At 60.9% G+C, this 24178-nt stretch carries 21 protein-coding genes and 4 pseudogenes; 8 read left to right on the top strand and 17 right to left on the bottom strand.

The genetic code is table 11. The features are described from left to right. Positions 1-36 precede the first annotated feature (36 nt). The 4 genes and pseudogenes from AB4Y43_RS33610 (at position 37) to AB4Y43_RS33595 (ending at position 4162) form a co-directional block, all read left to right on the top strand. Positions 37-1821 (top strand): methyl-accepting chemotaxis protein, encoded by a 1785-nt coding sequence (locus AB4Y43_RS33610; protein WP_368729752.1) that lies wholly within the window; start codon positions 37-39, stop codon positions 1819-1821. A 247-nt stretch (positions 1822-2068) separates the two neighbouring features. After that, positions 2069-2203, top strand: a pseudogene (locus AB4Y43_RS33605) (IS3 family transposase); the annotation flags it as partial. A 380-nt stretch (positions 2204-2583) separates the two neighbouring features. Continuing rightward, positions 2584-2922, top strand: a complete 339-nt coding sequence (locus tag AB4Y43_RS33600) for a hypothetical protein (RefSeq protein ID WP_368729751.1) — start codon at positions 2584-2586, stop codon at positions 2920-2922. Continuing rightward, complete coding sequence (locus tag AB4Y43_RS33595; RefSeq protein ID WP_368729750.1) at positions 2906-4162, top strand: hypothetical protein; 1257 nt, start codon at positions 2906-2908, stop codon at positions 4160-4162. The genes AB4Y43_RS33600 and AB4Y43_RS33595 overlap by 17 nt, the downstream gene beginning before the upstream one ends. Before the next feature lie 410 nt (positions 4163-4572). Here the strand turns inward: AB4Y43_RS33595 and AB4Y43_RS33590 are convergent, their stop codons facing one another. Both AB4Y43_RS33590 and AB4Y43_RS33585 read right to left on the bottom strand, forming a co-directional pair. Further along, positions 4573-5466, bottom strand: coding sequence for a 4-hydroxy-tetrahydrodipicolinate synthase (locus AB4Y43_RS33590; protein WP_368729749.1), 894 nt, complete (start codon positions 5464-5466; stop codon positions 4573-4575). 1 nt (position 5467) lies between these two features. Further along, complete coding sequence (locus tag AB4Y43_RS33585; protein WP_368729748.1) at positions 5468-5800, bottom strand: hypothetical protein; 333 nt, start codon at positions 5798-5800, stop codon at positions 5468-5470. Between the two features lie 433 nt (positions 5801-6233). Between AB4Y43_RS33585 and AB4Y43_RS33580 the strand changes: the two genes are divergently transcribed. Then, on the top strand, positions 6234-6662 hold the full coding sequence (locus AB4Y43_RS33580; protein ID WP_368729747.1) for a universal stress protein: 429 nt from the start codon (positions 6234-6236) through the stop codon (positions 6660-6662). Between the two features lie 79 nt (positions 6663-6741). Here AB4Y43_RS33580 and AB4Y43_RS33575 read toward each other — a convergent pair whose 3' ends face one another. After that, positions 6742-7149, bottom strand: a complete 408-nt coding sequence (locus AB4Y43_RS33575) for a hypothetical protein (protein ID WP_368729746.1) — start codon at positions 7147-7149, stop codon at positions 6742-6744. Positions 7150-7262: 113 nt separating this feature from the next. Between AB4Y43_RS33575 and AB4Y43_RS33570 the strand changes: the two genes are divergently transcribed. Beyond that, the gene (locus AB4Y43_RS33570; protein WP_176733010.1) at positions 7263-7406 is read left to right on the top strand and encodes a hypothetical protein; all 144 of its coding nucleotides are present in this window, start codon (positions 7263-7265) and stop codon (positions 7404-7406) included. A 45-nt stretch (positions 7407-7451) separates the two neighbouring features. On the opposite strand, the pseudogene AB4Y43_RS33565 reads toward AB4Y43_RS33570, so the two are convergent. From AB4Y43_RS33565 to AB4Y43_RS33530, 8 genes and pseudogenes are all read right to left on the bottom strand, one after another. After that, positions 7452-7828, bottom strand: a pseudogene (locus tag AB4Y43_RS33565) (hypothetical protein). Between the two features lie 167 nt (positions 7829-7995). Continuing rightward, a complete protein-coding gene (locus tag AB4Y43_RS33560; protein ID WP_083245676.1) occupies positions 7996-8241 on the bottom strand; it encodes a hypothetical protein in 246 nt (81 codons plus the stop codon). 408 nt (positions 8242-8649) lie between these two features. Next, the gene (locus AB4Y43_RS33555) at positions 8650-9051 is read right to left on the bottom strand and encodes a hypothetical protein (protein ID WP_368729745.1); all 402 of its coding nucleotides are present in this window, start codon (positions 9049-9051) and stop codon (positions 8650-8652) included. Positions 9052-9107: 56 nt separating this feature from the next. Continuing rightward, positions 9108-9668, bottom strand: a complete 561-nt coding sequence (locus AB4Y43_RS33550) for a GNAT family N-acetyltransferase (protein WP_368729744.1) — start codon at positions 9666-9668, stop codon at positions 9108-9110. Positions 9669-9735: 67 nt separating this feature from the next. Continuing rightward, a complete protein-coding gene (locus tag AB4Y43_RS33545; protein WP_368729743.1) occupies positions 9736-9975 on the bottom strand; it encodes a hypothetical protein in 240 nt (79 codons plus the stop codon). Between the two features lie 220 nt (positions 9976-10195). Beyond that, positions 10196-10810, bottom strand: a pseudogene (locus AB4Y43_RS33540) (potassium-transporting ATPase subunit KdpA); the annotation flags it as partial. A 72-nt stretch (positions 10811-10882) separates the two neighbouring features. After that, positions 10883-11971 (bottom strand): OpgC domain-containing protein, encoded by a 1089-nt coding sequence (locus AB4Y43_RS33535; protein ID WP_069268969.1) that lies wholly within the window; start codon positions 11969-11971, stop codon positions 10883-10885. 485 nt (positions 11972-12456) lie between these two features. Further along, a complete protein-coding gene (locus AB4Y43_RS33530) occupies positions 12457-12675 on the bottom strand; it encodes a hypothetical protein (RefSeq protein WP_069268970.1) in 219 nt (72 codons plus the stop codon). 245 nt (positions 12676-12920) lie between these two features. Between AB4Y43_RS33530 and AB4Y43_RS33525 the strand changes: the two genes are divergently transcribed. Continuing rightward, the gene (locus tag AB4Y43_RS33525; RefSeq protein ID WP_368729742.1) at positions 12921-13553 is read left to right on the top strand and encodes a transglycosylase SLT domain-containing protein; all 633 of its coding nucleotides are present in this window, start codon (positions 12921-12923) and stop codon (positions 13551-13553) included. Between the two features lie 540 nt (positions 13554-14093). On the opposite strand, the pseudogene AB4Y43_RS33520 reads toward AB4Y43_RS33525, so the two are convergent. From AB4Y43_RS33520 to AB4Y43_RS33510, 3 genes and pseudogenes are all read right to left on the bottom strand, one after another. Beyond that, positions 14094-14276: pseudogene (locus AB4Y43_RS33520) on the bottom strand (transposase); the annotation flags it as partial. 525 nt (positions 14277-14801) lie between these two features. Beyond that, a complete protein-coding gene (locus AB4Y43_RS33515) occupies positions 14802-14942 on the bottom strand; it encodes a hypothetical protein (protein WP_176733011.1) in 141 nt (46 codons plus the stop codon). A gap of 1120 nt (positions 14943-16062) precedes the next feature. Next, the gene (locus tag AB4Y43_RS33510) at positions 16063-17736 is read right to left on the bottom strand and encodes an NRAMP family divalent metal transporter (RefSeq protein WP_368729741.1); all 1674 of its coding nucleotides are present in this window, start codon (positions 17734-17736) and stop codon (positions 16063-16065) included. Between the two features lie 1079 nt (positions 17737-18815). Here AB4Y43_RS33510 and AB4Y43_RS33505 point away from each other — a divergent pair. Next, positions 18816-19997, top strand: a complete 1182-nt coding sequence (locus tag AB4Y43_RS33505; protein ID WP_368729740.1) for a cation:proton antiporter — start codon at positions 18816-18818, stop codon at positions 19995-19997. Positions 19998-20025: 28 nt separating this feature from the next. Here the strand turns inward: AB4Y43_RS33505 and AB4Y43_RS33500 are convergent, their stop codons facing one another. The 3 genes from AB4Y43_RS33500 to AB4Y43_RS33490 all read right to left on the bottom strand — a co-directional run bounded on the left by AB4Y43_RS33500 (position 20026) and on the right by AB4Y43_RS33490 (position 24099). Continuing rightward, positions 20026-20442 (bottom strand): universal stress protein, encoded by a 417-nt coding sequence (locus tag AB4Y43_RS33500; RefSeq protein ID WP_368729739.1) that lies wholly within the window; start codon positions 20440-20442, stop codon positions 20026-20028. A 139-nt stretch (positions 20443-20581) separates the two neighbouring features. After that, entirely contained in the window at positions 20582-21280 is a 699-nt protein-coding gene (locus AB4Y43_RS33495; RefSeq protein ID WP_368729738.1) for a response regulator, read from the bottom strand. A gap of 5 nt (positions 21281-21285) precedes the next feature. After that, complete coding sequence (locus AB4Y43_RS33490; RefSeq protein ID WP_368729737.1) at positions 21286-24099, bottom strand: DUF4118 domain-containing protein; 2814 nt, start codon at positions 24097-24099, stop codon at positions 21286-21288. Positions 24100-24178 lie beyond the last annotated feature (79 nt).

Genomic DNA, 24178 nt, shown 5'->3' with positions numbered 1-24178 from the left:
TGGCCGCCGATTTCTTCTCAACGCGAGGCGTCAACCGTGCAATCTCTCAAAAACCTGAAGGTGGTCACGCAGCTGATCCTGGGATTCTCGTCGGTCATCGTTTTGTTGGTGGGACTGGGCGCGTTCAGCGTATTCGAAGTCAGCAGTGAAAACGATCACGTTGCCCAACTCCGCGATAATTGGTTGCCCAGCGTGCGCAGCAGCTTGCAGATGCAAGCGGGATTGCGTGCGATTAGCCTCGCCGAATACCGCGCGTCCGGTGCCCAGACGCCGTCCGCAAGCCAGGAAGCGGACGCCCGGATCGACGCCGGCCTTGCAGACTACCGGCGCGCATCGGCCGAGTACGAGAAGCTCATTACCGAGGCGGAAGAGAAGACGGCGTATGCCGATATCCAGACGCTCATGTCGAAGTATCTCGAAGTCGACCAGCAGATCCGTGCGTTCGGACGAGCGAACAAACAGGCAGAAGCGATGGCGCTGATGCAGGGACAATCGGGCACGCTTCGTGACGCGATGGAAAAGGATATCGGGACGATCGTGGCCGTCAACGAGGCTGGGGCGGCCAAGGAAGGCGAGGCAGCCGGTCAGGCCTATTCGCACGCAATCGTGCTGGTGATCGCCCTGATCGTCTCGGCTTCTGCGGTTGCGCTGGGCGTGGCGCTGATCATCGCCCGTGGCATTGCGAAACAGCTTGGCGGCGAGCCTCGCGATGCAGCTGCGCTGGCCAGCGACATCGCAGCGGGTAATCTGCGCGTCGCGTTGCAGCTGAAGTCCGGAGACCGTTCGAGCTTGATGTTCTCGCTAGGCGCCATGAAAGACCAGCTGACTCGTATCGTGCAGGGCATCAAGACTTCCAGCGAGTCGATCTCGGTGGCGGCGGGCGAAATCGCTCAGGGCAACACTGATTTGTCGCAGCGCACCGAAGAGCAGGCCGCTTCGCTCGAGGAAACTGCCTCGAGCATGGAAGAACTGACGAGCACGGTGCGTCAAAACGCCGATAACGCGAAGCAGGCAACCGTGTTGGCCAGTACGGCGTCGGGATACGCGCAGCGCGGAGGAGAAGTCGTGGGGCGCGTGGTCGACACGATGCACAGGATCACGGAAAGTTCGGCCAAGGTCGCCGAAATCATTAGCGTGATCGAAGGGATCGCGTTTCAGACCAACATCCTTGCCCTCAATGCCGCGGTCGAGGCAGCCCGAGCCGGTGAACAGGGACGCGGATTTGCCGTCGTCGCCGGCGAGGTCCGCATACTCGCCCAGCGCAGCGCGACGGCAGCCAAGGAAATCAAGGAACTGATCGGCGAGTCGGTCACTCGGGTCGACACCGGCTCGCAACTCGTTGAGGAAGCAGGCAGTACGATCAGCGAAATCGTTCAGTCGGTCAAGCGCGTAAGTGACATCATGAGCGAGATTGCGGCGGCGTCCGAAGAACAGAGCACCGGCATCGAGCAAGTCAATCAGGCCGTCACGCAGATGGATGAAGTGACCCAGCAGAATGCCGCCCTGGTCGAGGAAGCCTCGGCCGCGGCACAGTCGATGGCCCAACAGGCGCAGGCGTTGCGTGAAGCCGTGGCCGTATTCAAGGTTGGTGAGGACCGGTCAGTGGGCACATCCTTCGTCGCGACAGCGGGTCGGGAGCGGGTCCTGGATGCGGCGAAGAAGCCGGTGACGCTGTTGCCAACGCGTCACGCACAGCGTCCCTCGAAACAATCCGCAGCCACGGGGTCGTGCGACGTGCCAGCAGAGCCTGACTGGCAGACGGTCTGGCGAGCGGGAAGGCTCGAAGCACGGCCGGCCGTTCGCCGAGTTCGAGCCGCATAACCCGTGATTGACTGCAATGGCCGACAAGCTAAGGCCCGACGATAGCGAGCGAATGACGGTTGGACTCTGAGAGCAGCCGTCGCACCTCCGACGACTTGACCGGCAGCAACGGGGCAGTTTGGTGCATTCGCCGACGCGACGGAGGCAGCCACGAGAAAGCGTTCACAGCAGGCAGGACCGGCCAATGTCGGCCCTTCAAGATCGCCCAATGGATGTCCGTTCACGGTCACGTATCAGCCATTGAACGGAAGCGCATCGGGATATCAGCCACTACCTGATGCACCGGTACAACTGGATACGGCCGCATCAGTTCAACGACGGACTGGCGCCGGCTGTTGCGGAAGAAAACCGGCCCGCGCGTCGTGGGGCCAGCAGTGGTTAATCTTCATGCGCACTGGCCCGGAGCGACTCTCGTCTACTCCTGCCACCGGGCAACCCACGCGGCATATTCCCCGCGAAATGGTCGCACGGAGCGGTACCCGGCTTTCGCAGGCCGGCATCCAGCCGTTGCATTGCTATAGGACCTCGGATAGATCCCGGACCTAGCCGCCCGACGGTTCACTGCCTGCGTGAGCGCAGTTCGCGGTGGCCGGCAATGCGGATATCAAGCGCCGCGCCACCCTCCCGCCCTCCCTTCGTATCTTGCGAGCCTCCTGCCTTCACCTATCATTCAATGGGCCACCTAAAACGACCTCCGCCATCCCCGCACGCATTCTGGGATCGAGTTACACGAACGAATGAAGCACTCATCTGGAGACCAACATGGAACTGATGATTGATATCGTCGGCGTCGCCGAAGCGGACGTGCTCGAAAAGATCGGTGCCGGGCCGGGCGTCGAGGTGGTCCGCTCCACGGGCGTCATTGGGGGAGATCCGATCATCACCGCCGTCGTGCACGACGTTTTTCATAACCTGCCCGCAATCATCAGTTCATTGGCCGCCGTGCTGGTTGCCTGGCAAAAGCGCGACGCGCTGCGTCGGGTCGTCCTCAAGAAAGGCCCGAAGACGACGACACTCGACATCCGCGGCATGTCGGGCGAGGATCTGAAACAGATTCTGGAAAGTCGCATCACCGAATTCAACGATGACAAAGCGGATTGAACTCGCCCACAATCCGGACTTCGCCGACCTGCTGGACATCAAGCGGGATCTCTACACGCTAGGCGGGCCAATCCCCTTCGACGAGGAGGCGATCGCCGGCTGCAGCAACATGATTCTCAGCGGCGAGATCGGCTTTCTGTCGATCTCGTCGCCGATGGCCCGCACCGAGATTTGCACTTGGCGCGGCGAGCACACGATTATCTGGGACTCGCGTTGGCTCGAATTCGTGAATGCGCTTTGCAGATTGACCATGCCGTTCCTCGTGACCGGCGGTGCATACTGGGACAGCGCAACCGCACTGCAGGATGTCGTAACCTTGTTCCTGATTGAGCAGCTCTCCATCCTTGGCGAAACTGAAGTGGGTCTCGCGCTCACGCTCAAGCTCCAACTCGTCGCCAGGGGCCGCACCGCGGCCGATATTCTCGCCCCCGAGCCGTATCTGCCCGACGCTCAGTTCCGCAGGCGTTACAAGGAACTGGCGCGCTTCGCAGCGGACAGCCTGCAGCATCTCACGCTGATTCACGAATGGTTGCATCTCGGCTTTCGTCTTGGCGTCATCCTGCATGACCCCGTGATCGAGCAACTGAGGCCGTCGCTCGAAGACTTCGTCGACACGGTGCGGCGCGCCGGCGAAAAATTTCTCGCGCGCCTCGAAGGCGAAGAACGTGCGCGCGAAGCGCTAATCTTGGATGACATGTGCGCGCGCCTGATGCGCGACGGCGCATCCGATATCTCGGCGGAAGAAATCTACTGCGACGTCCACGCGGCCTCGCGATACGCACGCGGATACGTGGCTCCGCGCGTCATCCGGCACAACGACGCGGCGCTCTTTCGACATGGGTTCTGGGTCATCCAGAACTATCTCGCGGCCTTCTATCTGTTCGACCAGATCGCGTTTTTTGCGGCGACAGTCGTCTCGCGAAAAGGGTGGAACGATGTGGCGTTTTCCGGGCCGGCACGTGCGCGCGACGGCATGACAAAACACGTCTACCGCAGCGCCGCGGAAAACGTCGCACGACAGTGCTCGTTTTCAAGCGCAAGCGACATTCAAGCGGATTTCACGAAGATCGACGGCTGGTTTGCGCGTTATAGGATCGAGACCCTTAAGTGGCTTCGAGCGTTCGCATTCGATCCTCGCTGGTCCGACTGGAGAGCCAGCGCGCTAGCCCAAGTTGCCGGTGCCGGTGGCATCGCGGCGGCGCGTGCCGACGTATGGCGCTATCTCGGCTGGCCGGCTTGAGTGCCTTCGGCCCGTACAGGCAATTTGCCCCTTCGGCACGGCTGCGTGATAAAGTCATCGGCGCTTCGCGCCTGGTCGCTGCTCGCCGGCCGCGTCGCGATCTTCATGTCCCCCTTTCGATACCGTGCTCGACATCCGGCACGCTGTCCAAAATCGTAAGGACTGCAATATGAAAGTGCGATCATTATATTTATGTAGAATTGCACCTACAGCCTGGGCGTGGCAACCCGGCGTCGCCGTTAATCAGCGGGCACACTCACCCCGTCACGCGCAAGCAAACGCGTTAGCGGGAAGACAAAATCAGCGTCACGCCCACATGCGCCGGCTCATCCCCAGTCCAATCCAGAGCCCACGTGGCACATGTAGGGAGCGAGTCGCGCGCGGGTTCGAATTGTGCGAAGGCGCGAAAATCAGCTCTCGACCGCGCCGTAAGCCGGCATTGATGCCCGTAACTCATCAAGCGTGGCGCGCGCCGCTTGCAGGCGCCGAAGGAGCGTATCGGGCGCCGGCGTGATCGGCATGCGCGTTTCGGCAGAAATGCTGCCGTCGAGCGACATCATCGTCTTGATAGCGCTCGGGTTCGGCGCAGCGAACAGCAGACGCACGACCGGCTCGATGCATGCGAAAAGTCTGCACGCCTCGTCGCCTTTGCCAGCGCAGAACAGTGTCTGCACTGCGGCAAGCAGATCGCCGCAGACGTGGGCGCTCGCAAGGATCCCGCCGGTTGCGCCAGCGCGCAGACAGTCGAGAAACGAGTCGTCGTTGCCGCACAGCATGGCGATGGGCAACGTCCCAAACGCTGCGAATCGCTCACGGGCGCACGCTTTGATTGCGCGAATGTTGGCGATCTGCGCCAGTCTTGCGACCGTCGTTGCCGCGAGCCCTACGCCCGTACGATGCGGCACGTCGTATAGCACGATATCGCGCTCTGTGGCTTGAGCAATCTGTTCGAAATGCCAGATAAGACCGGCCTGATCCGGACACAGATAAGCAGGCGCGGAGACCAGATATCCCGCAAGATCCCACGTTTGCAGACGATGGATTTCGTCGATGAACGCCGCGGTGTCGATGCCTCCTACGCCTGCCACGACCGGCAACCGCCCCGCGACGACCTCCGTGATCGCCTGCAACACCACGCTGCGTTCCCGCGCGTCGAGCAGTGCGGCCTCACCAGTGGTTCCCAATGCGACGAAGCCGGCAATTCCGCTCGCTACATGGCGATCTGTCAAAGCTTCCAGTGAGGACACGTCGACCGCCCCCCCACGCATCGGCGTCACGAGCGGGATCCAGATTCCATTGAACATGTCAATTCACCTTCGCATTGATACGCGGACGCAGATAACTCACCGTCGCTTCGGGGACGGCGTGCAGCAGCGCATGCAGGACGAAGTCGAAATCCTCCGGCGCGATCTCGATGCGAACGTGGATCGAGTTCTTCTGCTCGCCTGTGCGCGTGACATAGACGCCGAGCGGCGAGTGCAGCAGCAGCGTCAGATGCGAACGCGTGTCGGCCAATGATTTACCGCAGAGCGTGATATCGAGCCAGGCGCGCGGCGCGCAGTACGGCAAGAGTTTGCCGCTCAAACGGCGCAAAACCGACGGCGTATCGGGAACCGGAAGCAAGTGTGCGTAAGCCATGCGAAGGGGCACGTCGTGCGTGCGTTGTGTCGATGAAACCTAGCGTAGCGAGCTTCGCGTAAAACGTGCGTAAAAAGATGCATTTCCGAAAAACTCGAGGAAATATATACGCCGCGTTTACGTTTTCCGACGACATGTCTGTGTGCCGTATATACATGTTTCGATAGCGTCACGGAGTCGATATCCACATCAATTAACCAGAGGCATTCATGTCGATTACCTACTCACAGCGTTCGCTTGATTCTCACACGTATTCTTCACCCGAAATATGCGAGATCGGGCCGCGGCATATCTCGTTCAACTGCCGGCGCCTCGTGCGCGCGCACCTCCATGTTGTTGCACTTCTGGGTGCGGCCGCAGCGATGACCTCGATCGCAATCGGCGAGCCAGTCATTGGGTTTGCCGTCTGTATCGCAACGCTCGCGCCTCTCGTATGGGAGGCCTGACCATGCTAAAACTACTCATCCCCATTGTCGACAGTCGCGGCGCAGCCGAAGCGGCGCGGCATAGCGCGTTTCTTTTTGCGGAGCGCTGCGTCTCGATGATCGAAGTCGTCGAAGTGTGCAAGCCAACAGGGCATGCACACGCCGGTGCAAAATCGCGGAGCGGATCGCTGTCTCCGGACCGAGCGCTCACGCCTACGCCGTTGCAGCACGTTTGCGCCATCCTCGACGATGCGGGTGTGCCCTACACGTCCCGGCATGTCGCCGGGCCGACTGCGCGCGTTATCGCCGCGTGTGTTGAAGCAGCGAATGTTGATATCGTTGTGGTAGATGCGCGTGGACGAGGCTTTCTGCGCAAGTGGACGATGCTCGCGTGCCTGCGGCGCGTGTGCTCAGTGCCGGTGATGTTGCTTCATTGAACGAGCGGAAAGAAGATCCTTCCGCGGAACTCGAAGGCCGGATACCGTGGCGGACTCCACTTTAATTGCGCCGCCATCGCTAACGTCGCATGACGAGTTGCGGATTTAGTTCGATATGAAGAACAACCAACCAGCGACGTGGGCAGCGCGCCGCAATCACGACACTCTCGCCTTTGACGGCGTCTATCGCGGTGCCGGTGTAGCCGCTTCTTTTCGCGCTTACCCACGCTGCGCGCGCGTCCGAAACCAGCCAATTGCTCACCAGTATGCACGTAATGCAACTGAAGATGAGCGTTGGCGTTTCGCCAATGCTGGGATCAAGACTCCGCGCGGCAAACGAGAACACTGCAATCAGCAACTGATCGACCGCCATCGTCAGCGTGACCACCTTGAGCCATCCGCGCCAGCGCATCCGCGCAAGCAAATGGCGATACATCACCTCGTCCGGGTTTGCCAGTTTCTCTTTGCGGGGGTCCGGCGTATTCATCCTTGTCCTCATCGCTCGACCAACGTGGTGCGCCAGTCTAAGGAGAGTGCCCGCGTGTCACAAGGAAAAATGTCGTAAACACCGGGCGGGAGGCACGCAATTCTTACCTGCGTATGTTTATTCTGCTGCGCAAAAACGAACTGGATGCGACCACCCACCTGGGGGTGCCGCCTAACCGCGCAGTCGAGATGGGCGCGAGGCTCGACCTCAATTCAGCAATGCGCGGCGGCCATGAGCAGCCGCGCGTTCTTTCATGAGTTCCACCATGCCGCCCTCACGGCCTCGTGGTCGCTGACGAACACTCACTGGCAACGCCTCATCTTCAGGACGCGGGACACCTGGCCCGGCGTGAACCCGCTGTTGCTCACATATGGCGCACAGTCGAGGGGCGCGGTCAGGGACTCGCACACTGCGAATAGACCGACGAAGCGGTACGAGTCGACTTCGATCTTGATGAATACCGGAATCGCGTCCCGCTGAGCCGCAAGCGTCCTGCCAGCAGCACGCCCCGAAGCACTGCCGTCGCAGATGATGACGTCCGGCGCGCCTGCGGATTCAGATCCATCCGCAGGCAGGCAGCCACGACCCTTCCATTCTTCGCGGGAAGGAAGGCCTGCTTGCTGCCCCCGCAGGCCGAGTGAATCGCTTCGCGAGAATATTGCTTGCTGAGTTCAAACATGGTGCGCTCCTTTATACAACTGGTAATCAATAAGTAGTGCTGTTTAATTGAAATTTAAGAGCGGTGGCGATGTTTGCTGACTACACTGACTATCCGCAGTGCCTCATTCCGGAGAACGCCACCACATTCATAACGTGCCTGATGCAGCGAGCCTTTCAGTGACGTCTTCAGGAGGCGTTCAATGCATCAAGTGCCCGCAACATGTCCCTGCCCTCGTTCGTAATCGAAAATTCCTGCCAACCAGGGTCATACTCAGTCCGTCGCGCAAGTCCTGCATCCTGAAGGGCAATCATGTCGGGATCTTCCACCTCGAGCTTGACCGGCGCATAGCCGAGCAGCATCAATGCTGCCATCTCGTGCGCACTCAGTCGCACCGAACCCGCCCTCCGATCCTTCACACCTGGATTTCTCATAAGTACTCCTCTTCACAAGGAGACCAATCGGCCCGTTTGCGGAACATCCACGCGCTGCGATAACCACGCTTGAAGCAGGACCTACGTCGGCCACACGACCCGATTCCGGGTTCTGGCAACCCGCCTGGAGCTGGACGCGGCCGCACTGCGAGCCTGCAGAGGCGCAGTTGCGCTATCCGGCTGGCGCGATTGGTGGTTGGGAATGACTACGATGCGCACCGCTTGCCTGATTGCAAGACGGTGGCTCAAAGGAAAGAGACGCAGACGTCCTGCCTGTCAGGCAGCGAAACGACTCGGGGGACGGGAACTTCGGATGGCGCTCATATGAACGGCTCTGTGTGATTCATTTTCGAACATTGTATTACGCAGTGGCAGACTGGCAAGTAAAAAGATCGTAAAGGTCCCGCACTACTCCGTCACGGCCAATCCGCCCTCCCATTCCACATGCAGCACGACCAGCCAGCGGCGCGGGCATTCCGAGCGGATCGCGACCATGCCGCCACGAGCGATCGCGACGGGCCTGACGAAGCCAGACTCGACCGCGTCCTCCCATGCGAGCTTCGCGTCCGTGCGAATCCAGACAATCAGGATTGCGCACAACGCGAAGCTGAACAGCACCGTGAGGCCAGGCGCGACGTCGGGATAATTACGGTGCGCAAGGAAGGAAAACGCCGTCGTGAGGATCTGGTTGGCGAGCACGACCAGAACCGCAATTTTGACTAGTGCGCGCCTGCGCGGCACACCTCGGCCGCGGGGCGAGGCTCCTGCATGCGTGACCTGAGGGTCGGGCTTCTCATGTCTTGCTCTCATTCCAGCGTCTCTCTGCTAAAGCGCCCACTGGGGCAATGGTACGCGGCGATACCTGCTTATCGCGAGCGATAGCTAATACGCGACGTTGGGGAACACGGCCAGCCGGGCAGGCTCGGCCGGCTCAGGACGGCGCTCTCGTATTCACAGCCAGGAAAGCGGACGGTATCAACCAGCCTGAAGCCTTGGCCGTGGTAGAAATCTAGCAGGCGGTGCGCGTTCATCGGCGCATCCAGGGCCAGTTGCATATATCCGTGCGCCGCCGCCCAGCGGTTGGCAAACGAAAGCAGCGCGCGGCCGATGCCCCGCCGCTGCTGCGACGGTTCGACACCATACCGATGCACCGTGGCGACATCTGGCAGCCGAAAGTGCCGGCAGGCCGAAGCCGGGTCTGTCGCGCGCAGGGTTAGCGTTCCCGCGAGGCGACCCTTGCACACGGCGATAAAGCACGCCTCGTCCACGGTGTCCCGATGCACCGTCCGCTCCCTTCGCTGGCAATGGACCGGGAGGTTGCCCGCGACACCGACCGACGCGGCCGCCCGGTGCAGCAGTTTCGTGATCTGCGAATTCAGGTTGTGCCCGGGATCAAATGGCCTGATGATCACCCGGCCAGCGTCCACTGAATCCTGCGTGAAGCTGACGTCAGGTTGTATCGAAACAGGCGTACACCGCATGGCGCCTCCTGCCTCACCAGGAAAGGATGATCAGCGGCGCGAGCGACGCGACGTATGCGGCAAGACCCACAACGGCCCAGCCCGACGCGACCGCGACACAAGCCACGAGCGCTCCGGCGATACCGATCGCGCGCATGCACTGCAGACGCGCGCGCCGGCGATCAATTCCGGTTCCGGAATCGTCCGGATCTGGAAGCTTGGTTCGACGTGTAAGGTGCACCAGAGTAGACATACGGTAGTCCTGTCGCAGCATTGTGACTTCCCTGCATCGAAGCTTACGGGACTCAATCAAAAAATCGCGTAAAAGGGATTCAGCGTTTCATAAACGTTCTGCGTAGAGATCATGAGCGCCGACAGGGCGTCCTCGAGTTCAGTCATCCGTGCGCGGATCTCATTGAGTTCGAGACAACGAACTCGTAGAGCAAGCCCCGAGGTTTTTCAGCTCGTGGGCGGGAAAGCCGGCCGGCGTCCGGCTAATGCCTGACTGCTGAGCTCAATTGCTCGGCAATGGGTCCCAGCGCGAGCGCCGGCAGATAAGTGAGCGACGCAATCATGACCACCGTACCAATCAGCAATCCGACAAAGAGCGGACTGTGCGTCGGCAGCGTACCCGGCTCCGCTTCTCGCCGAAGTTTGCCCGCGAGCGATCCGCCAATCGCCAGCACGGGTACGATCACGGCGAAGCGGCCAAACCACATCGCAATCACGAGCATCCAGTTGTAGTACGGCGTATTGGCCGACAGGCCGGCGAACGCGCTGCCGTTGTTGTTTGCCGCGGACGAGAACGCGTAGAAAATCTCGCTGAACCCATGTGGGCCGGGCTTCGCAATGCCTGCGATCCCGGCCGGCACCGGCACGGACGCTGCGGTGCCGAACAGCACCAGGATGGGGGTCGAGAGAATGACCACGGCGACCATCTTCATCTCGAACGCGTCGATTTTCTTGCCGAGATATTCCGGTGCGCGGCCGATCATCAGGCCGGCAATGAATACGGCCAGCATCGCATCGATCACCATGCTGAAGAGGCCCGAGCCTGGGCCGCCGAACACGACTTCGCCTGTCTGCATCAGCACCATCGGTACGAGGCCGCTTTCCTCTTGTCTAGCCGTCCTTTTATTGCCAGCCGGTATCGTCTCCCGCAAACACTCACCTTCGATGTTTCACGTAAGCGCGACTCGCGGCCGTACCGATTTCAGTCGTCGCGCGCCGCCCGCGAGCATGAGCAGCGCGCCGATCGCGAGCAGGTCACCGGCGAGCCTCGCGGGTAGCGAATCCGTGACATGCGTTGCGCGCAGGAGCGTGTCGATTGCATTGGAGGCCAGGGCGCCGCCCACAAAGCACACCAGGCCCTGCTGCCCCACCGTGATGACGGCCGGCAGCCGTTGTGCGAGCCATGCTATCCAGCCCTTGCGCACCGCCTGCGCGGCCAGCCAGGCAATGGCGGCGAAATTCACGATCCGCACGCTTGCGAGGTTCTGCTTCATGTAGCCGGGCTGCGGGTCCAGATCCGCGAAGAGCTGAATGAACGCGAACGTTGCAACCAGCGACACAGCGGACACGGTCAACGCGCGACCCGCCAACGAAACCTGGAAAGCACTTGAGACGCGATAGAGGCGGCACAGCAGGCCGAGCATGAACATGGCCTGCCAGGCAAACGGATTGAACGGCCACGACGCGCCCGGAGCCGCAGGCAACCACGCGGCAAGCCAGCAACCGCCGAACCACAGCACGAAACTGCCCACCAGCACGACATCGGGCGAACGGCGCGCGTGCGGCATCACGAACGGCAAGACCGTCACGAGCATGATGTACATCGGCAGCACGCCCGCGAGGTAAGGCTGATCGCGAAAGACCGCGATATTGGCGAGCATCGTGAACGGCTGCGCGGCGAAGCGCAGATAGCCCGACTCGGCCACCAGCGGTGAATCGACACGCAGCATCGCCGCGGCGGCACCCGACAGGAGCATGAGCGCGGCGGTGCACAGATACGCGGCGTAGACCTCGCGCCCGCGCCGCCAGAAGCGACGGTTGGCCGCCCTTTCTCCCTTGCGCTCGGCGATGGAGAGCCAGGTCGCCGCGCATACGTAGCCGCTCACGAACACGAACACTTCCGCGGAGTCGCAGAACGCGAAGTTGTGCAGCATCACATGCGAAAGCACGCTCGACGGGATGTGATCGAGCGCGATGGCAATCAATGCGAAACCCCTGAAAAAGTCGATTTCGATCGATCGCTTCGTTGTCTGGTTCATCAATGACGATTCCCGTTCGTGTCGAAGATAACGATTGAAGTGGATGCACGGCCGCGATTTGATGAAGCGCTCTGCTTCATTCCTCCTTTGTAAGGATGTCTGATCGATTCGCCCACCGCGCGCTTTGCACATGCAAGGCGCGCTGCCTTTAAGCATTTCACGTAGAGTGTGCGTCCGCGAAGTCGCAGCAGTACGTCCGAATGGTGCGTGCCATGCACATTGCGCCAGCATGCGCCCTCCCACTACATCCTTTGGTGCAGCATCCCGTGGTGCCCCGCCCGCTCCATTGCGCCTTTCCGCCATCGCTTCCACAGAAAAAGTAAACGTCCGGAGGCGCGGCGTCATGGAGGGGTGACGCCAGACCGCGCCAGAGGTTCCGGCGAACTTCCGGATTTTTGTAACTTGACAGCAAAAAAATAAAACACGTCTCAACCCCGACCAGCAAAGCGGCCCGTCCTGCCCCCCTCGGGGTCCGTCGCCCGCTGTCAAGAGCCAAACAGAATGAATGGCACCGACGCGAATAGATAGACCGAGAGGCCGACGATTGGAAGGCCGAGAGCGACGGCCACAATGACAATCGCTGCGCCTGACAGGACAAGCATCTTCAGCCACTGCTCGCGTTGGCAGCAGGTGTTCAACTGACCTTCGTGGGTTTCTTCGGTCTCTTCGCCGCTCGCGTGTTTCCAGAACATCAAGCCCAGCATGACCAATCCTGAATGTGAGGGTGGCATCGACGCCAATGATCGCTTGACCACGTAAAGATTCTCGCACCGATCGCAGGCGGACTTCTGCAAAGTTTTGTGGATTACGTATATATCCCGAGTAAATGGTAGAAAAAAATCACGGAATGTTTACGCAATTTTTTCGCCTGAAGGTCACCTTTTTCTGAAACTGTTCTTTCACGCGGCATAGCCTTTCAAGCTGTTTCACTTGCTAAACGCTCACGAACATGAACAACAATTTCGGTGATCTGCCGCGCGCTCGTTCCCGTGGCCTTCGCGCGATTGTTTTCGCTGCACTGCTGGCCACCGGATCGCTCAGCGGCATGACCTACGGCGCTGACGCATCGGTCGTTGCGCCGCCCGACCCCGTCTCCGAGGCGACTTCCCCAGGTAGCCCCACGGCTGAAGACATCGCGACGATGCTCAATGTGCGGTTCCACGTGGGTTTGCAGGAAGCAATGAAGATTGGACGGGCAGTGGTGCATGCCGCCCAACGCGATACGATCTCGCCGATCCTGCTTCTTGCCGTCATCGCGGTCGAATCTAATTTCGACCGCTTCGCCGTGAGCGTGGCAGGGGCGAGGGGGCTCATGCAAATCCTGCCCTCGCAGCACAAGGACCTCGTCCTTCGCACCTCCGATCTGAACGATGCGGGTACCAATGTCAGCATCGGATCATCGATCCTGCATGACTACATCGCGGCGTCGGATGGCGATGTCAATGGCGCGCTCCGGCGCTATAGCGGTGGCGCCAAAGACTACCCGCGGCGCGTGGCCTATCGCCTCAATATGATGAGGACGGCATTCAATGTCCAACCGGACAGTCCCGCATCGAAAGCGTCGGCGACGTTCAGGTATTGAGGTATTAAAGCTTCCCGTGCGAATAAAAGCGAATGGCGCGATGAGGTGTTGGAAGGTCTACGCGGCACCGATCATCCGTCGGCTTGATGGCGAATTGCCTGCAGATGTAGCACCGCTCGGAATCGTTCCGCGAAGGCACATTCCTGACCGGGTCTGCCGCACGAAGGTACTTGCCGGATTATCGTGCAGCACACGGTGATGTTCGAACGCTTCATTCGCGCACTGCTTCGAACCGCAGGCGGTCGCCACGTTTGGTAAGGACGATCTCGCGTCGTTTTTCGTAGACCTCAATCGCGTTGAACACCCGGCATGAGTACCGCGCCTCGGTACGCAAAACTGCTGGAGCGCCTTTGCAGTCATCTGATCGGCCTGCGCTCCTGCTGCGCAGTCAATTTCGAACTACAGGTATCGGCCGAGGCCGTGTAAAAAAGCGCAGAACGGTGGACCGGTGACGCCCGGTGGGAAGCGCCGTTGCGTTAGGCCGAGATACCGGCAGATGACGCAATCGTGTTTACTGGCAAACAGCGTCGGCACGCGAGTTCACGTGCCTGCCAGCTTCATTGCACGCATCGTCTTTGCGACCCCGAGAATCCTGATGACGCGTTTGAGGTTGTAGGCCAGCACATGCAAACTCATTTCAGCTCCGACATGGCCAAGTCCGCGCGTCTGGAAGTGCGTCGATCCCATCCAGTGCTTGAGTGTGCCGAACACATGCTCAACTGTCCATTCCGGCAGCAACGTTGCCTGATTGCTGTTCGCACCTTCGACAAATCGCCCCACCTCCGCCTCTCCCGCTAACAGGTTGATTCAGTCTAGGTGATCGCGCGGGTTTTGACACAGCCTCGGCCATCAACAGCCATCCGCGAATGCAGCGCGAATGACCGCAGTTCACGGCGGACTACCGCTCGTACGCAGCAGGGCCGGCTCGGTAGCAACGCCCCGGTGCGTTCGAGGACCGGGACGCAGTTGCTGCCACGATATGGGAGTGATGAGTTTCACCACCACCGGAATCTGCCGCGCGGCTGGATCCAGGTAAAGCGAGCGCGACGATCGGCAACGTCCATACGCTTCGGCAATATCCGGGTCAACTGGGTCGTGCGGCGAAGCCGCGGGCGTCGTCGCACTATCCGGCTAAGCGTTTTGCGCGTCGCGAGCGCATTGATCCATTGCCCGAAAGCGGTGAGCTTCAGGGACGTATGTCGTTGACCGACGGCGTAGCCCGCGTATGGTGGGAAGCCCCACAGTTGCTCAGGACATGAGGGCTTTCAGGCGGCGCCAGAAGGCGGCGAACCGGTGGTGTTCCTGCGTTTGCAGCGAAAGTATCGCGTCGTACTGGACACGTGCTTCGTCGACGTGCGGCAGGTTCGACAGGAGGAGGCCGAAGTTCATGATTGTGCTCCGTGCGTCTGGCTTGACGCGTTATTGTGGAAAGCCAGTAGACACGGAAGACCGGGCGGATCATTGGCGCGGCGGCAAAGGTCTACTTGCTTTCCTCGCTTAAAAACAAAGACAGAGGTGAGCGACATAGGGGATAACTGTCAGGGTCCGACATTTCGACTCCTTATCGATGTTGAGGCGCACGACTGCACCGTGCGTGCTTGTTCAAGCGCTCGGCAGCGAACGACTCGCACGAGCGCGCACGAACGTCGCCGCGAGTTGAAAGCTGCGATGCGTCCATACGGACCCATCAGCAGCATCCAGATGTCCCTCCGGTTTCAACTCTGTGTCAGGGTAAGCCATGTCGCGTAAACGTAGTGAAAAAATGAGGGTATCGCGTAGAAAAATGCGATTGCGACTCAATTGGTACCTGAATGTTGCCGCCGCGTTCTGGTCAGAATCGTACGACTGCACGCAGCTTGTGCGCTTAGATCAATTTCATTCGCCTATTGCCGTTTATCCCGTCAGATGTCCGTCCGAATTTGTATCCGCAGCGGCCATTTGCTGACATTCGACGATTGGCAGACAAGGGCCGGCTCCTGCCGACCTCATCAGGGAGCAGTCGGCAAGAAGCGACATTCGGCATGTATTGTGTACTACCCAGGGAACGACTCCCACTCGCCTGAGAGAAGACATCCACTTGCAGGCTATCCGCTGCGTAGCGTATTACTTAGGCAGTATTTCCCATAGACGAGGCAGTGGGTCGCCCCGCCATTCTGCGGTCCGTTCGCAGAAAAAGCGTCGGGTTGCGCTACGTTTGTTGTGGTCATCGAGCAATTTCGATCGGCAGCCAGAAACGTCGCGACCAGGATCAGGGCAAAAACCACAGATATCTCGAGAATGTGCTTTTTCATCATCGACTCCTGATGCCGTAACCCGAAGCCGCATCACGTCCGGAGACCTCGCGACGCGCCCTTCCAACCACCTCTGTCGTAGTCCCCTGTGCGGGCGGACAGCTCTCAGATGCGGCTCACCACCGCCCCAATCACAATTCCCCGGAACTGCTGCCCGATGGCCTGGTGGAGATGCGCCGCCCGCGAGCCAAATAACGGACGGTGCCCGGATTTTCTGGCTATATAAGAAACATCAGTTGCGCGACTTTCACGATCACGAGCGCAACCGCGATCAACAGATAGCCGCGCAGTACCCCCATCCAGATCCGCTTGGCGAGAGTCAGTCTGGGCGGTGGCAATTCGTCGAGCGGCGGCATGCGCCACCAACGGCGTGCGTCTTCCGGATACACCAGCGGCTCGCCGCCGACTGCGTCCGTGGGTTCACGATGCAGTCTTCGGATCCCAACCGTGACCAGATAGCCCACGACCGCCAACAAAGTGCCGCCCGCGAGCACCTTTAGTATGGTTTCTCCACTCATATCGGGATACATCACAGATGCGGTGAGGATGACTGACAGCATCACCAGCACCCAGATCACCGCGCCCGTGAAAAGGTTCACCTTCTGCGAGTTAGCCCATGGACCGAGTACCTCCCGGTCATTGCACAGGAGTAGCAGGAACACAGTTGCGCTTGGCAGCAGCACGCCTGCGAGCGTCTGCACGGCCAGCGTCAGTAGACCAAGCGGGCTTCCCGGAATCAGGACCAGCCCCGCCGACCCAGCGAGAATTCCGAAATACACGAGATAAAAGCCCTTTGCGGCAAACACGCTGCGGTGCAGCGAATGGCGAATCCTGAACACGTCGCCGATGGCGTAGGCCGTCGACAGCGACACGGACGCCGCGCCGATGATCGCGGCGTCGAACAGGGCCACGGCGAACAGGGCCGCCATCGTCCAGCCGGCGTACTTCTCCAGACCGGCGATAACGCCACCTGCATCCGTAAAATTGCCGAATTCAGGCTTGCCAGCGAACAGTTCCGCGCAGAAGGCCATCATCGCGACCGCGCCAATCATCACGAACACGATGCCGATCCACAGGTCAGCCCGTTCATACCGGATGAAGCGCGGCGTAATGCGTTTGTCGACCACGTAGCTCTGCTGGAAAAACAACTGCCACGGAGCAACCGTCGTCCCGACGATGCCTATCACGAGCAGCATGACGTTGGAAAGCTTCGAATGAGCGGGCCATCCCGGAACAAGGAGGTCACGCGTCATCTGCCCGACCGGCGGGTGGATCGACACCAGTACCGGCACCAGCAGCAGACTCAGTACGCACAGCACCATCGCGAAGCGTTCGAAACGCCGGAAGTTTCCCGTGCTGACCGCCGCCATCGTCAACGCCGCGGCAATGCAAACGCCGGCGAGCCTCGAAAAGCCGAAGAAGTCGAGCACGAACGTAATGCCGATGAACTCGGTAACGATCGTCAGTGCGTTCAGCAGAAAAAGATCAATGATGCTGAACGCGCCCCAGAAGCGGCCAAAGCGCTCGAAAATCAGGCGCGCGTGCCCCACTCCGCTCACGGCGCCCAGTCGCAGTACCATTTCCTGGTTCACGTAGAGTACCGGCACAAGCAGCAGGAGTGTCCATAACAGCGTGGTGCCGTAGTTCTGTCCCGCCTGGGTATAGGTGGCGAAAGCGCCCGCATCGTTGTCACCCACCATCACTATGAGGCCTGGGCCGAGAATGGCCAGAAGCGTGCGCAGACGCGCCCACCAATGGGTTCGGGGCGCTACGTCGTGGCGTGCGATGGTGCCCAACGCACCGGTTATATCGCCAAGATGCGCTTCGTCCAGGACCGCACTGCGCTCCAGCACGCCGCCGGCCGACGATGAGCTTTCCGTCTGGATTGACATGCTGTTTCTCCCCGCTGTTTCGGGTTACCGAAACGCAAATGCCCGCCTCCGGCGAACCCGAGCGAGCGGAATCGCGACGTGAACGCATCGCCCGCTTCTGCCGAAGGAGAGTGGTTCAATTTACGCGACCAGCTACGAAATACTCGCCATCAAACGGTCCCAGAGGGCAGCGATCCGGTGCCTGGCGTTGACGCATTAGTGCGGATAGCCGACAGACACGAAGAAGCCGCGCCTCATGGGCGCCGTAACCGTCTGCTAACCGCCAGGCGGCGGCACAAGGAACAATTGTCACTTGCTGGCATTGAGACTCCTCCTGGTTGCCGGCCACGTCCGGCGCTTTGTGCCTATGACGTTCCCACGCGAACGAACGCATGCTGCGAGCGGAATGTTCGCAGCATGATGCCAGTCGAAGCGCACGCAAACGCGGCACCTGCATGGCGCTAATCATCAAGGTGCACGGGAGGTATTACCGGGACGCGCACCGCCTGCCGGACGGCAGGACGGTGGCCAAAAACGGGCGCAGACGCCCTGCAGACTCAGGCAGGAAGACCGTTCGAAGATCGACAACTACTGGTGTCCAAGGCATCAGCCCCTTTAGCGAAGACTCTTATAGTCTAGGTTTATGCATACGGGTCGTCAACGTGATTCGTTCAGCACCACGAACCTGTACGTGGCACAAGAAACTGCCGGAATCAGTGCTTCTGCAGCCCGACCCACGATGGTCGCAGATACCTATTTTTCGCTGCTTTTGCCACCGACGCCGACCTTGCCGCGCCCGAACTTGCGATGCGGTGCAGGGGCACGCAGCCTCTTCCTGGCGTCGGTTGCCAACGAGACGTGCTCCGCAGGGTAGCGGGTCGTTCTGTGCGATGCGGCCTGACAGGCGGGACCGCCCGGAACGATGCGTTTGATAGCTGACATGACTCGAGCCTCTCGAATAGCAACCGGGGCCTTCCCCTGCGTATGATCCGATAACAGGGTAACGCACATACTATGGGGTCTGCCCAACAGCGCGACCCATAGGCCGAATCAGGCCAGACGCAGCGAAACTTCTGTACCCCTCGATCGGAGCCGTCCGGATGGACTTTAACGTCGGCCTCTTTGAAGTCCTGTTGCTCGTTTCGGCATCGGTGGCAATGCTCGCGCGGCGCTTGCATATGCCGTACGGCGTCGGTCTGGTCATCGCTGGGGTCGCCCTATCGCTCCTGGCCTCTTCCCGATTTCCCGTTATCCCCCTCAACCAGGATTTCATCTACAACGTACTGCTGCCACCGCTCATTTTCGAGGCGGCGTTTCACATGCGCTGGGGGGAAATTCGCAGGGATTTTGCCGTAGTCCAGACGTTAGCTATCGTCGGTGTGCTCGTATCGGCTGGCGTAACGGCGATAGGCGTGCATTACCTGTTGCACTGGGAATGGATTTCCGGCGTGCTCTTCGGCATGTTGATCGCCGCCACGGATCCCGTCTCTGTCCTGGCGAGTTTCAGGGAGGCTGGCGTGGCGGGACGCTTCAGGCATTTGATGGAGGCAGAAAGCCTGTTCAACGACGGGACGGCAGCAGCAGGCTTTCGCGTTGTGCTGGCATTCGTGGGCGGCGCGCACGTTCACCCTGTCGACGTGCTGAGAATATCGGGCATCGTGCTTCTCGGATCGGTCCTTTGCGGCTTGCTGATCGGCAACGTGGTGCTGTCACTGCTACACCGCACCGCCGATCACCTCGTCGAGATTGCGTTTGCGATGATCGCGGCCTATGGGTCGTTTCTGCTCGCCGAAAACCTTCACCTGTCCGGTGTGCTGGCGACGCTGGTTGCCGGTCTCGTGATGGGGACGCGCAATGCGGTCAATCCGATGACGAAGCGAGGCCGGGAAGCCGTTGAAAACGTGCTTGAATACGCGGTATTTGCCGCCAATTCGTTCATCTTTCTCTTCATTGGCATTCAGCAGGCTCAGCGCGAGTACGAAACGGTGTGGGCTTCGATCGGCATCGCCGTGGCAGTCGTGATGGTGGCCCGCGCTGTGGCTGTCTACCCGTGCTGCATGCTTTTCACGCGCACGTCACTGCGCATCGACGTGCGGCATCAACATATCCTGTTCTGGGGCGGAATGCGCGGTGCTCTCGCCCTGGCGCTCGCAATGGGCTTGCCACCCGGCGTGCCGCGTCGCGAAGAAATCGTTACCGTTTCCTTTGCCGTGGTCGCCTTTTCGATTTTCGTTCAGGGCACGACGATGTCCGCGCTACTGCGGCGACTGCGAGTCGTGTGACCCTACGCCGCCCAGTGCGGTGCAGACTTCAGTGGAGCATCGTTACGGGTGTTGAAGTCAGTCGCCATAGCCTGGCGAGGACCGCCCATCTGTGGAAAAAGCCTAGGTGGCTTGCGTCAAGCACCACGATGTCCGCATGCCCATTCTCTGCGCACTGTGCGATGGTCCGCTCCGCGGGCCCGAACACGCGCTTCCATGTGTACGGGACGCCTGCGTCATCGAGAATCGCCCGCGTCTTCATGAGCGCATCGAGCGCCGCCTGCTTCTCCCGTCTGTGCAACGCCGCCGGTGAATGAAACGCTACGGCACGGCCTTGCGCGACATCATCGAGTACCTCGACGATCTCGACCTCGGATACGCATCGCTCCGCAAACAGGAACGCTCCGTGACGCGCCGCTTCGGTTGCCCCTTTGGCACCGAGCACGGGAATAAGCAGTTTCAGCACAGCCAGCCTCATCAATAGGTCATTTCCAGCTTGATTGAAGCACGGACCTCACCAGGACCACGTAACAGTACGAGGATGTTGCGTAAAAATCTCATTAACATCGAAGCGCCTTCGGTGTCGCGGCTGGCAACCGCGCTGCTCACCTGACACCAACCAGGCAATATCCAACGCCCGTCTCCGTCACGATGTGTTCGGGCCGTGCCGGGTTCCGCTCGAGTTTGTGGCGGAGGTTTCCCATGTAGATCCGCAGATAGTTCGCGTTTTGCGCATGGACGGGTCCCCACACCTGCTCCAGCAATTGGCGATGGGTCTGCACGCAGCCTGCATGACGAACGAGCGTGACCAGCAGGCGATACTCGATGGGCGACAGATGAATCGTCTCACCATTGCGCTGGACCGACCTCGCCGCCAGATCGATCGTCACCGCGCCGAACGATACCCTGGCCGAATCCGGGGTCACTAAGCGATCCTGTCTGCGCAGGTGCGCCCGGATTCGCGCCAGCAATTCGGCGATACCGAATGGCGTGGTCATGTAGTCGTCGGCCCCTGCGTCGAGCGCCATCACCTTGTCGTTTTCCCGCGAGCGGGCCGACAGCACGATGACCGGCACTGCGGACCAGCCGCGCAGTTGCCGGATCACGTCCAAACCATCCATATCCGGCAACATCGGATCGATAATCACCAGATCGGGCCTGGCGGTGGCGGTGATGGCGAGCCCCTCCTGCCCGGTGCTCGCATCGAATACGCGCATCACCTCGCTTTCAAGTGCAGCTCGCACATAGCGGCGAATGTGCCTTTCATTCTCGATCAGGACAACCGTAACGGCCGGATCGCTCATGACATTCATAGGCGATTCACGGTACCGCCGGATACGTCCGATGGCCGGTTCCGGGATGATGCCCCCGTACCGGGAAGCTCCGGAACTTCGCTCTCCGCAGGCGGTGTCTCGTCCGCGGGCAGCATGATCCAGAAGCAGGCGCCGAGCACTTTGCCGTTCATGTCGACGCGGTTTGACGCGCCAATCTTGCCCCCGTGGGCCTCGACGATCGCGCGGCAGATGGCAAGCCCCAAGCCAATACCCGGCAGTGCCGACTCCTTCTCACCCCGGGTGAACTTGTCGAACACCCGCGATTCCATCCCCGCGGGCAGACCCGGCCCGCTATCACAGACCTCGACCCGCACGTACCTGTGCGCCTCATCCTGCGACATGGACGCATCAATCGTTAGCGGCGTCCCGGCGGGTGTATATTTGGCCGCGTTCTCAAGCAGGTTCGCGAAGAGCCGTTCGACGAGTACCGCGTCGAGTTGCACGAGCGGGAGATCCGGAGGCACGCGTGCCTGAACCTTGCGGTCCCCCAGCATGCGCCGGCAGCCGGCCAGCGCGGAGCCGATCACCTCCTCGATCGACGACCACTGCCGGTTCAGCCGCATGCTGCCTTCCTGAAGACGCGCCATGTCTAGCAGATTGATGACGAGCCCATTCATCCTCAGCGCCTCCTCGCGGATCGCCTCCGAGAGCTCCAGTGCCCTGGGCCCACCCGTCACGGCGGCGCCCTGGTCGGCAAGCACCGATGCAAACCCCACGATCGCCGTGAGCGGCGTGCGCAGGTCATGGGAAATCGCGGACAACAGCGAGTTGCGCAGTCGTTCCGACTCCATGCTGACCAGTGCGTCCTGCGCGATCTCGACGTAGTGCACCCGTTCGAGCGCCAGCGCGATCTGCGCGACAAAAGTGTCGAGCATGCGCCGCTGCTCTGGCACTGCAAACTCTGCCATCCGTTCAGACAGCAACGCGATCACGCCGCGCGTGCGCATTGGCGCCTTCAGCGGCAGGTACAGCGCCGTCGCGGCAGGAAGGGTCTCCGTGCCGTGACCGGCCTGTTTCTGCTGGTCGTAGACCCATTGGGCGATGTCGAGGTCGACGTCGCTGAGTGCGGTCGCCGGATCGGGATTCTCGACCTTGGGCCGCACCTTCTCCACGCTATCCGGCAACAGGATCGCCGTGCGCGCCTGGAACACTTCGCTCACGTGACGCATGCCGATCTCGATGATCTGGTCCGTCATCAGTGCGCCACCCAGTTCGCGCGTCATCGCGAACATTGCCCCCGTGCGGCGCTCGCGCAGCGTGGCGAGATGCGCCTGACGCTTGAGGCTCGCCGTCAGGTGACTGATCACCAGCGACGTCATCAGCATCACGGCGAAGGTGAGCAGATATTGTGTGTCGGCGACCGTGAACGACATGCGTGGCGGCACGAAAAAGAAATCGAACGCAGCCACGCCGAGAAACGAGAAGAGCACGCCTGGCCCGCGCCCGAGCCGTGCGGCGGTGAAGACAGCGCCGAGCAGGTAGAGCATCACGAGATTGGTCTGTGCGATCCGGTCAAGCAGCATGCCGGCAATCGCTGTAATGGCCGCACAGATCGCGAGTGCGTAGGCGTACGAGACCGGTGTGGAGCGGCGCGCTCGCATGTCGGGCCCAGCAAACCCACTCATGGCATCGTGGCGCTCGGCGGCTTCGCGCACCGAGCCGGAGTTGACCAGTGTGACGTCGATATCGCGCACCGACCAGACCATCTGCTGTGCGACGGACGGCCTGAGGCGTGCGCGCCATCCCCTCACGGATGACGCACCCACCACGAGCTTTGATACGTTGCGCATGCGAGCATACGCCAGCACCGTTGGCGCGACCTCGTCGCCTTGCAGCGTGACCGTTTCCGCGCCCAGCTCGGATGCGAGCTTGAGCGCGTCGAGCGTGCGCTTGCGGATGGCATCAGGCAACCGCCCAAGCTTCGGCGTCTCAACGTAGACCGCTAGCCAGTCCGCCTTCTGGTTCGAAGCGAGGCGCGCCGCCGCGCGCACGAGATTGCTGCTCTCCTGGCCCGCGCCGACGCACACGATGATGCGTTCGCGCGCCTGCCAGATACGCTCGATCGACTGATCGGCGCGGTACTCGCGCATCTGCGCGTCGACACGGTCAGCCGTGCGGCGCAACGCGAGTTCGCGCAGCGCGATCAGATTGCCCTTGCGAAAGAAATTGCGGACCGCATGCTCCGCCTGCTGCGGCATGTAAACCTTGCCTTCGCGCAGTCGGTCAAGCAGTTCCTCAGGCGGCAAATCGACCAGCGTCACCTCGTCGGCGAGATCGAACACGCGGTCGGGTACCGTCTCCCACACGCGGATGCCTGTGATCTGCCCGACCACGTCGTTCAGGCTCTCGAGATGCTGGACGTTGACCGTCGTGAACACGTCGATGCCGGCATCCAGCAGTTCCTGCACGTCCTGCCAGCGCTTCAGATGCCGGGTGCCCTGGACGTTAGAATGCGCGAGTTCGTCGACGAGGACGAGCTGCGGCTTGCGCGCGAGCGCGGCATCGAGATCGAACTCGGCAAGCAGGCGGCCGCGATATTCAATGCGCGCCGGTGCAATGACCTCCAGGCCTTCGATCAGTGCGAGCGTCTCCTTGCGCCCATGCGTTTCGACGATCCCCACGACGACGTCGGCACCTTCGTCCTTGCGGCGCCGCGCGGCTTGCAGCATCGCAAACGTCTTGCCGACGCCGGCTGATGCGCCGAAAAAGATTTTGAGTCGTCCTCGCTGGCTTTTCTCTTCATCACGCTGCAGCCGGTCCAGCAGTTCGTCAGGATCGGGCCGGTTCATCGCACGTCTCCTTGCGAGTCATCCCATTGTCGTGCTGTCGAGGGCACGCGCGTTGGCCACGTCACGCCGCGCCAGCAGA

The organism is Paraburkholderia sp. BR10872 (genome assembly GCF_040965835.1).
GTDB lineage: Bacteria > Pseudomonadota > Gammaproteobacteria > Burkholderiales > Burkholderiaceae > Paraburkholderia > Paraburkholderia nodosa_A.
This window is presented reverse-complemented; position numbering and strand designations above follow the sequence as displayed.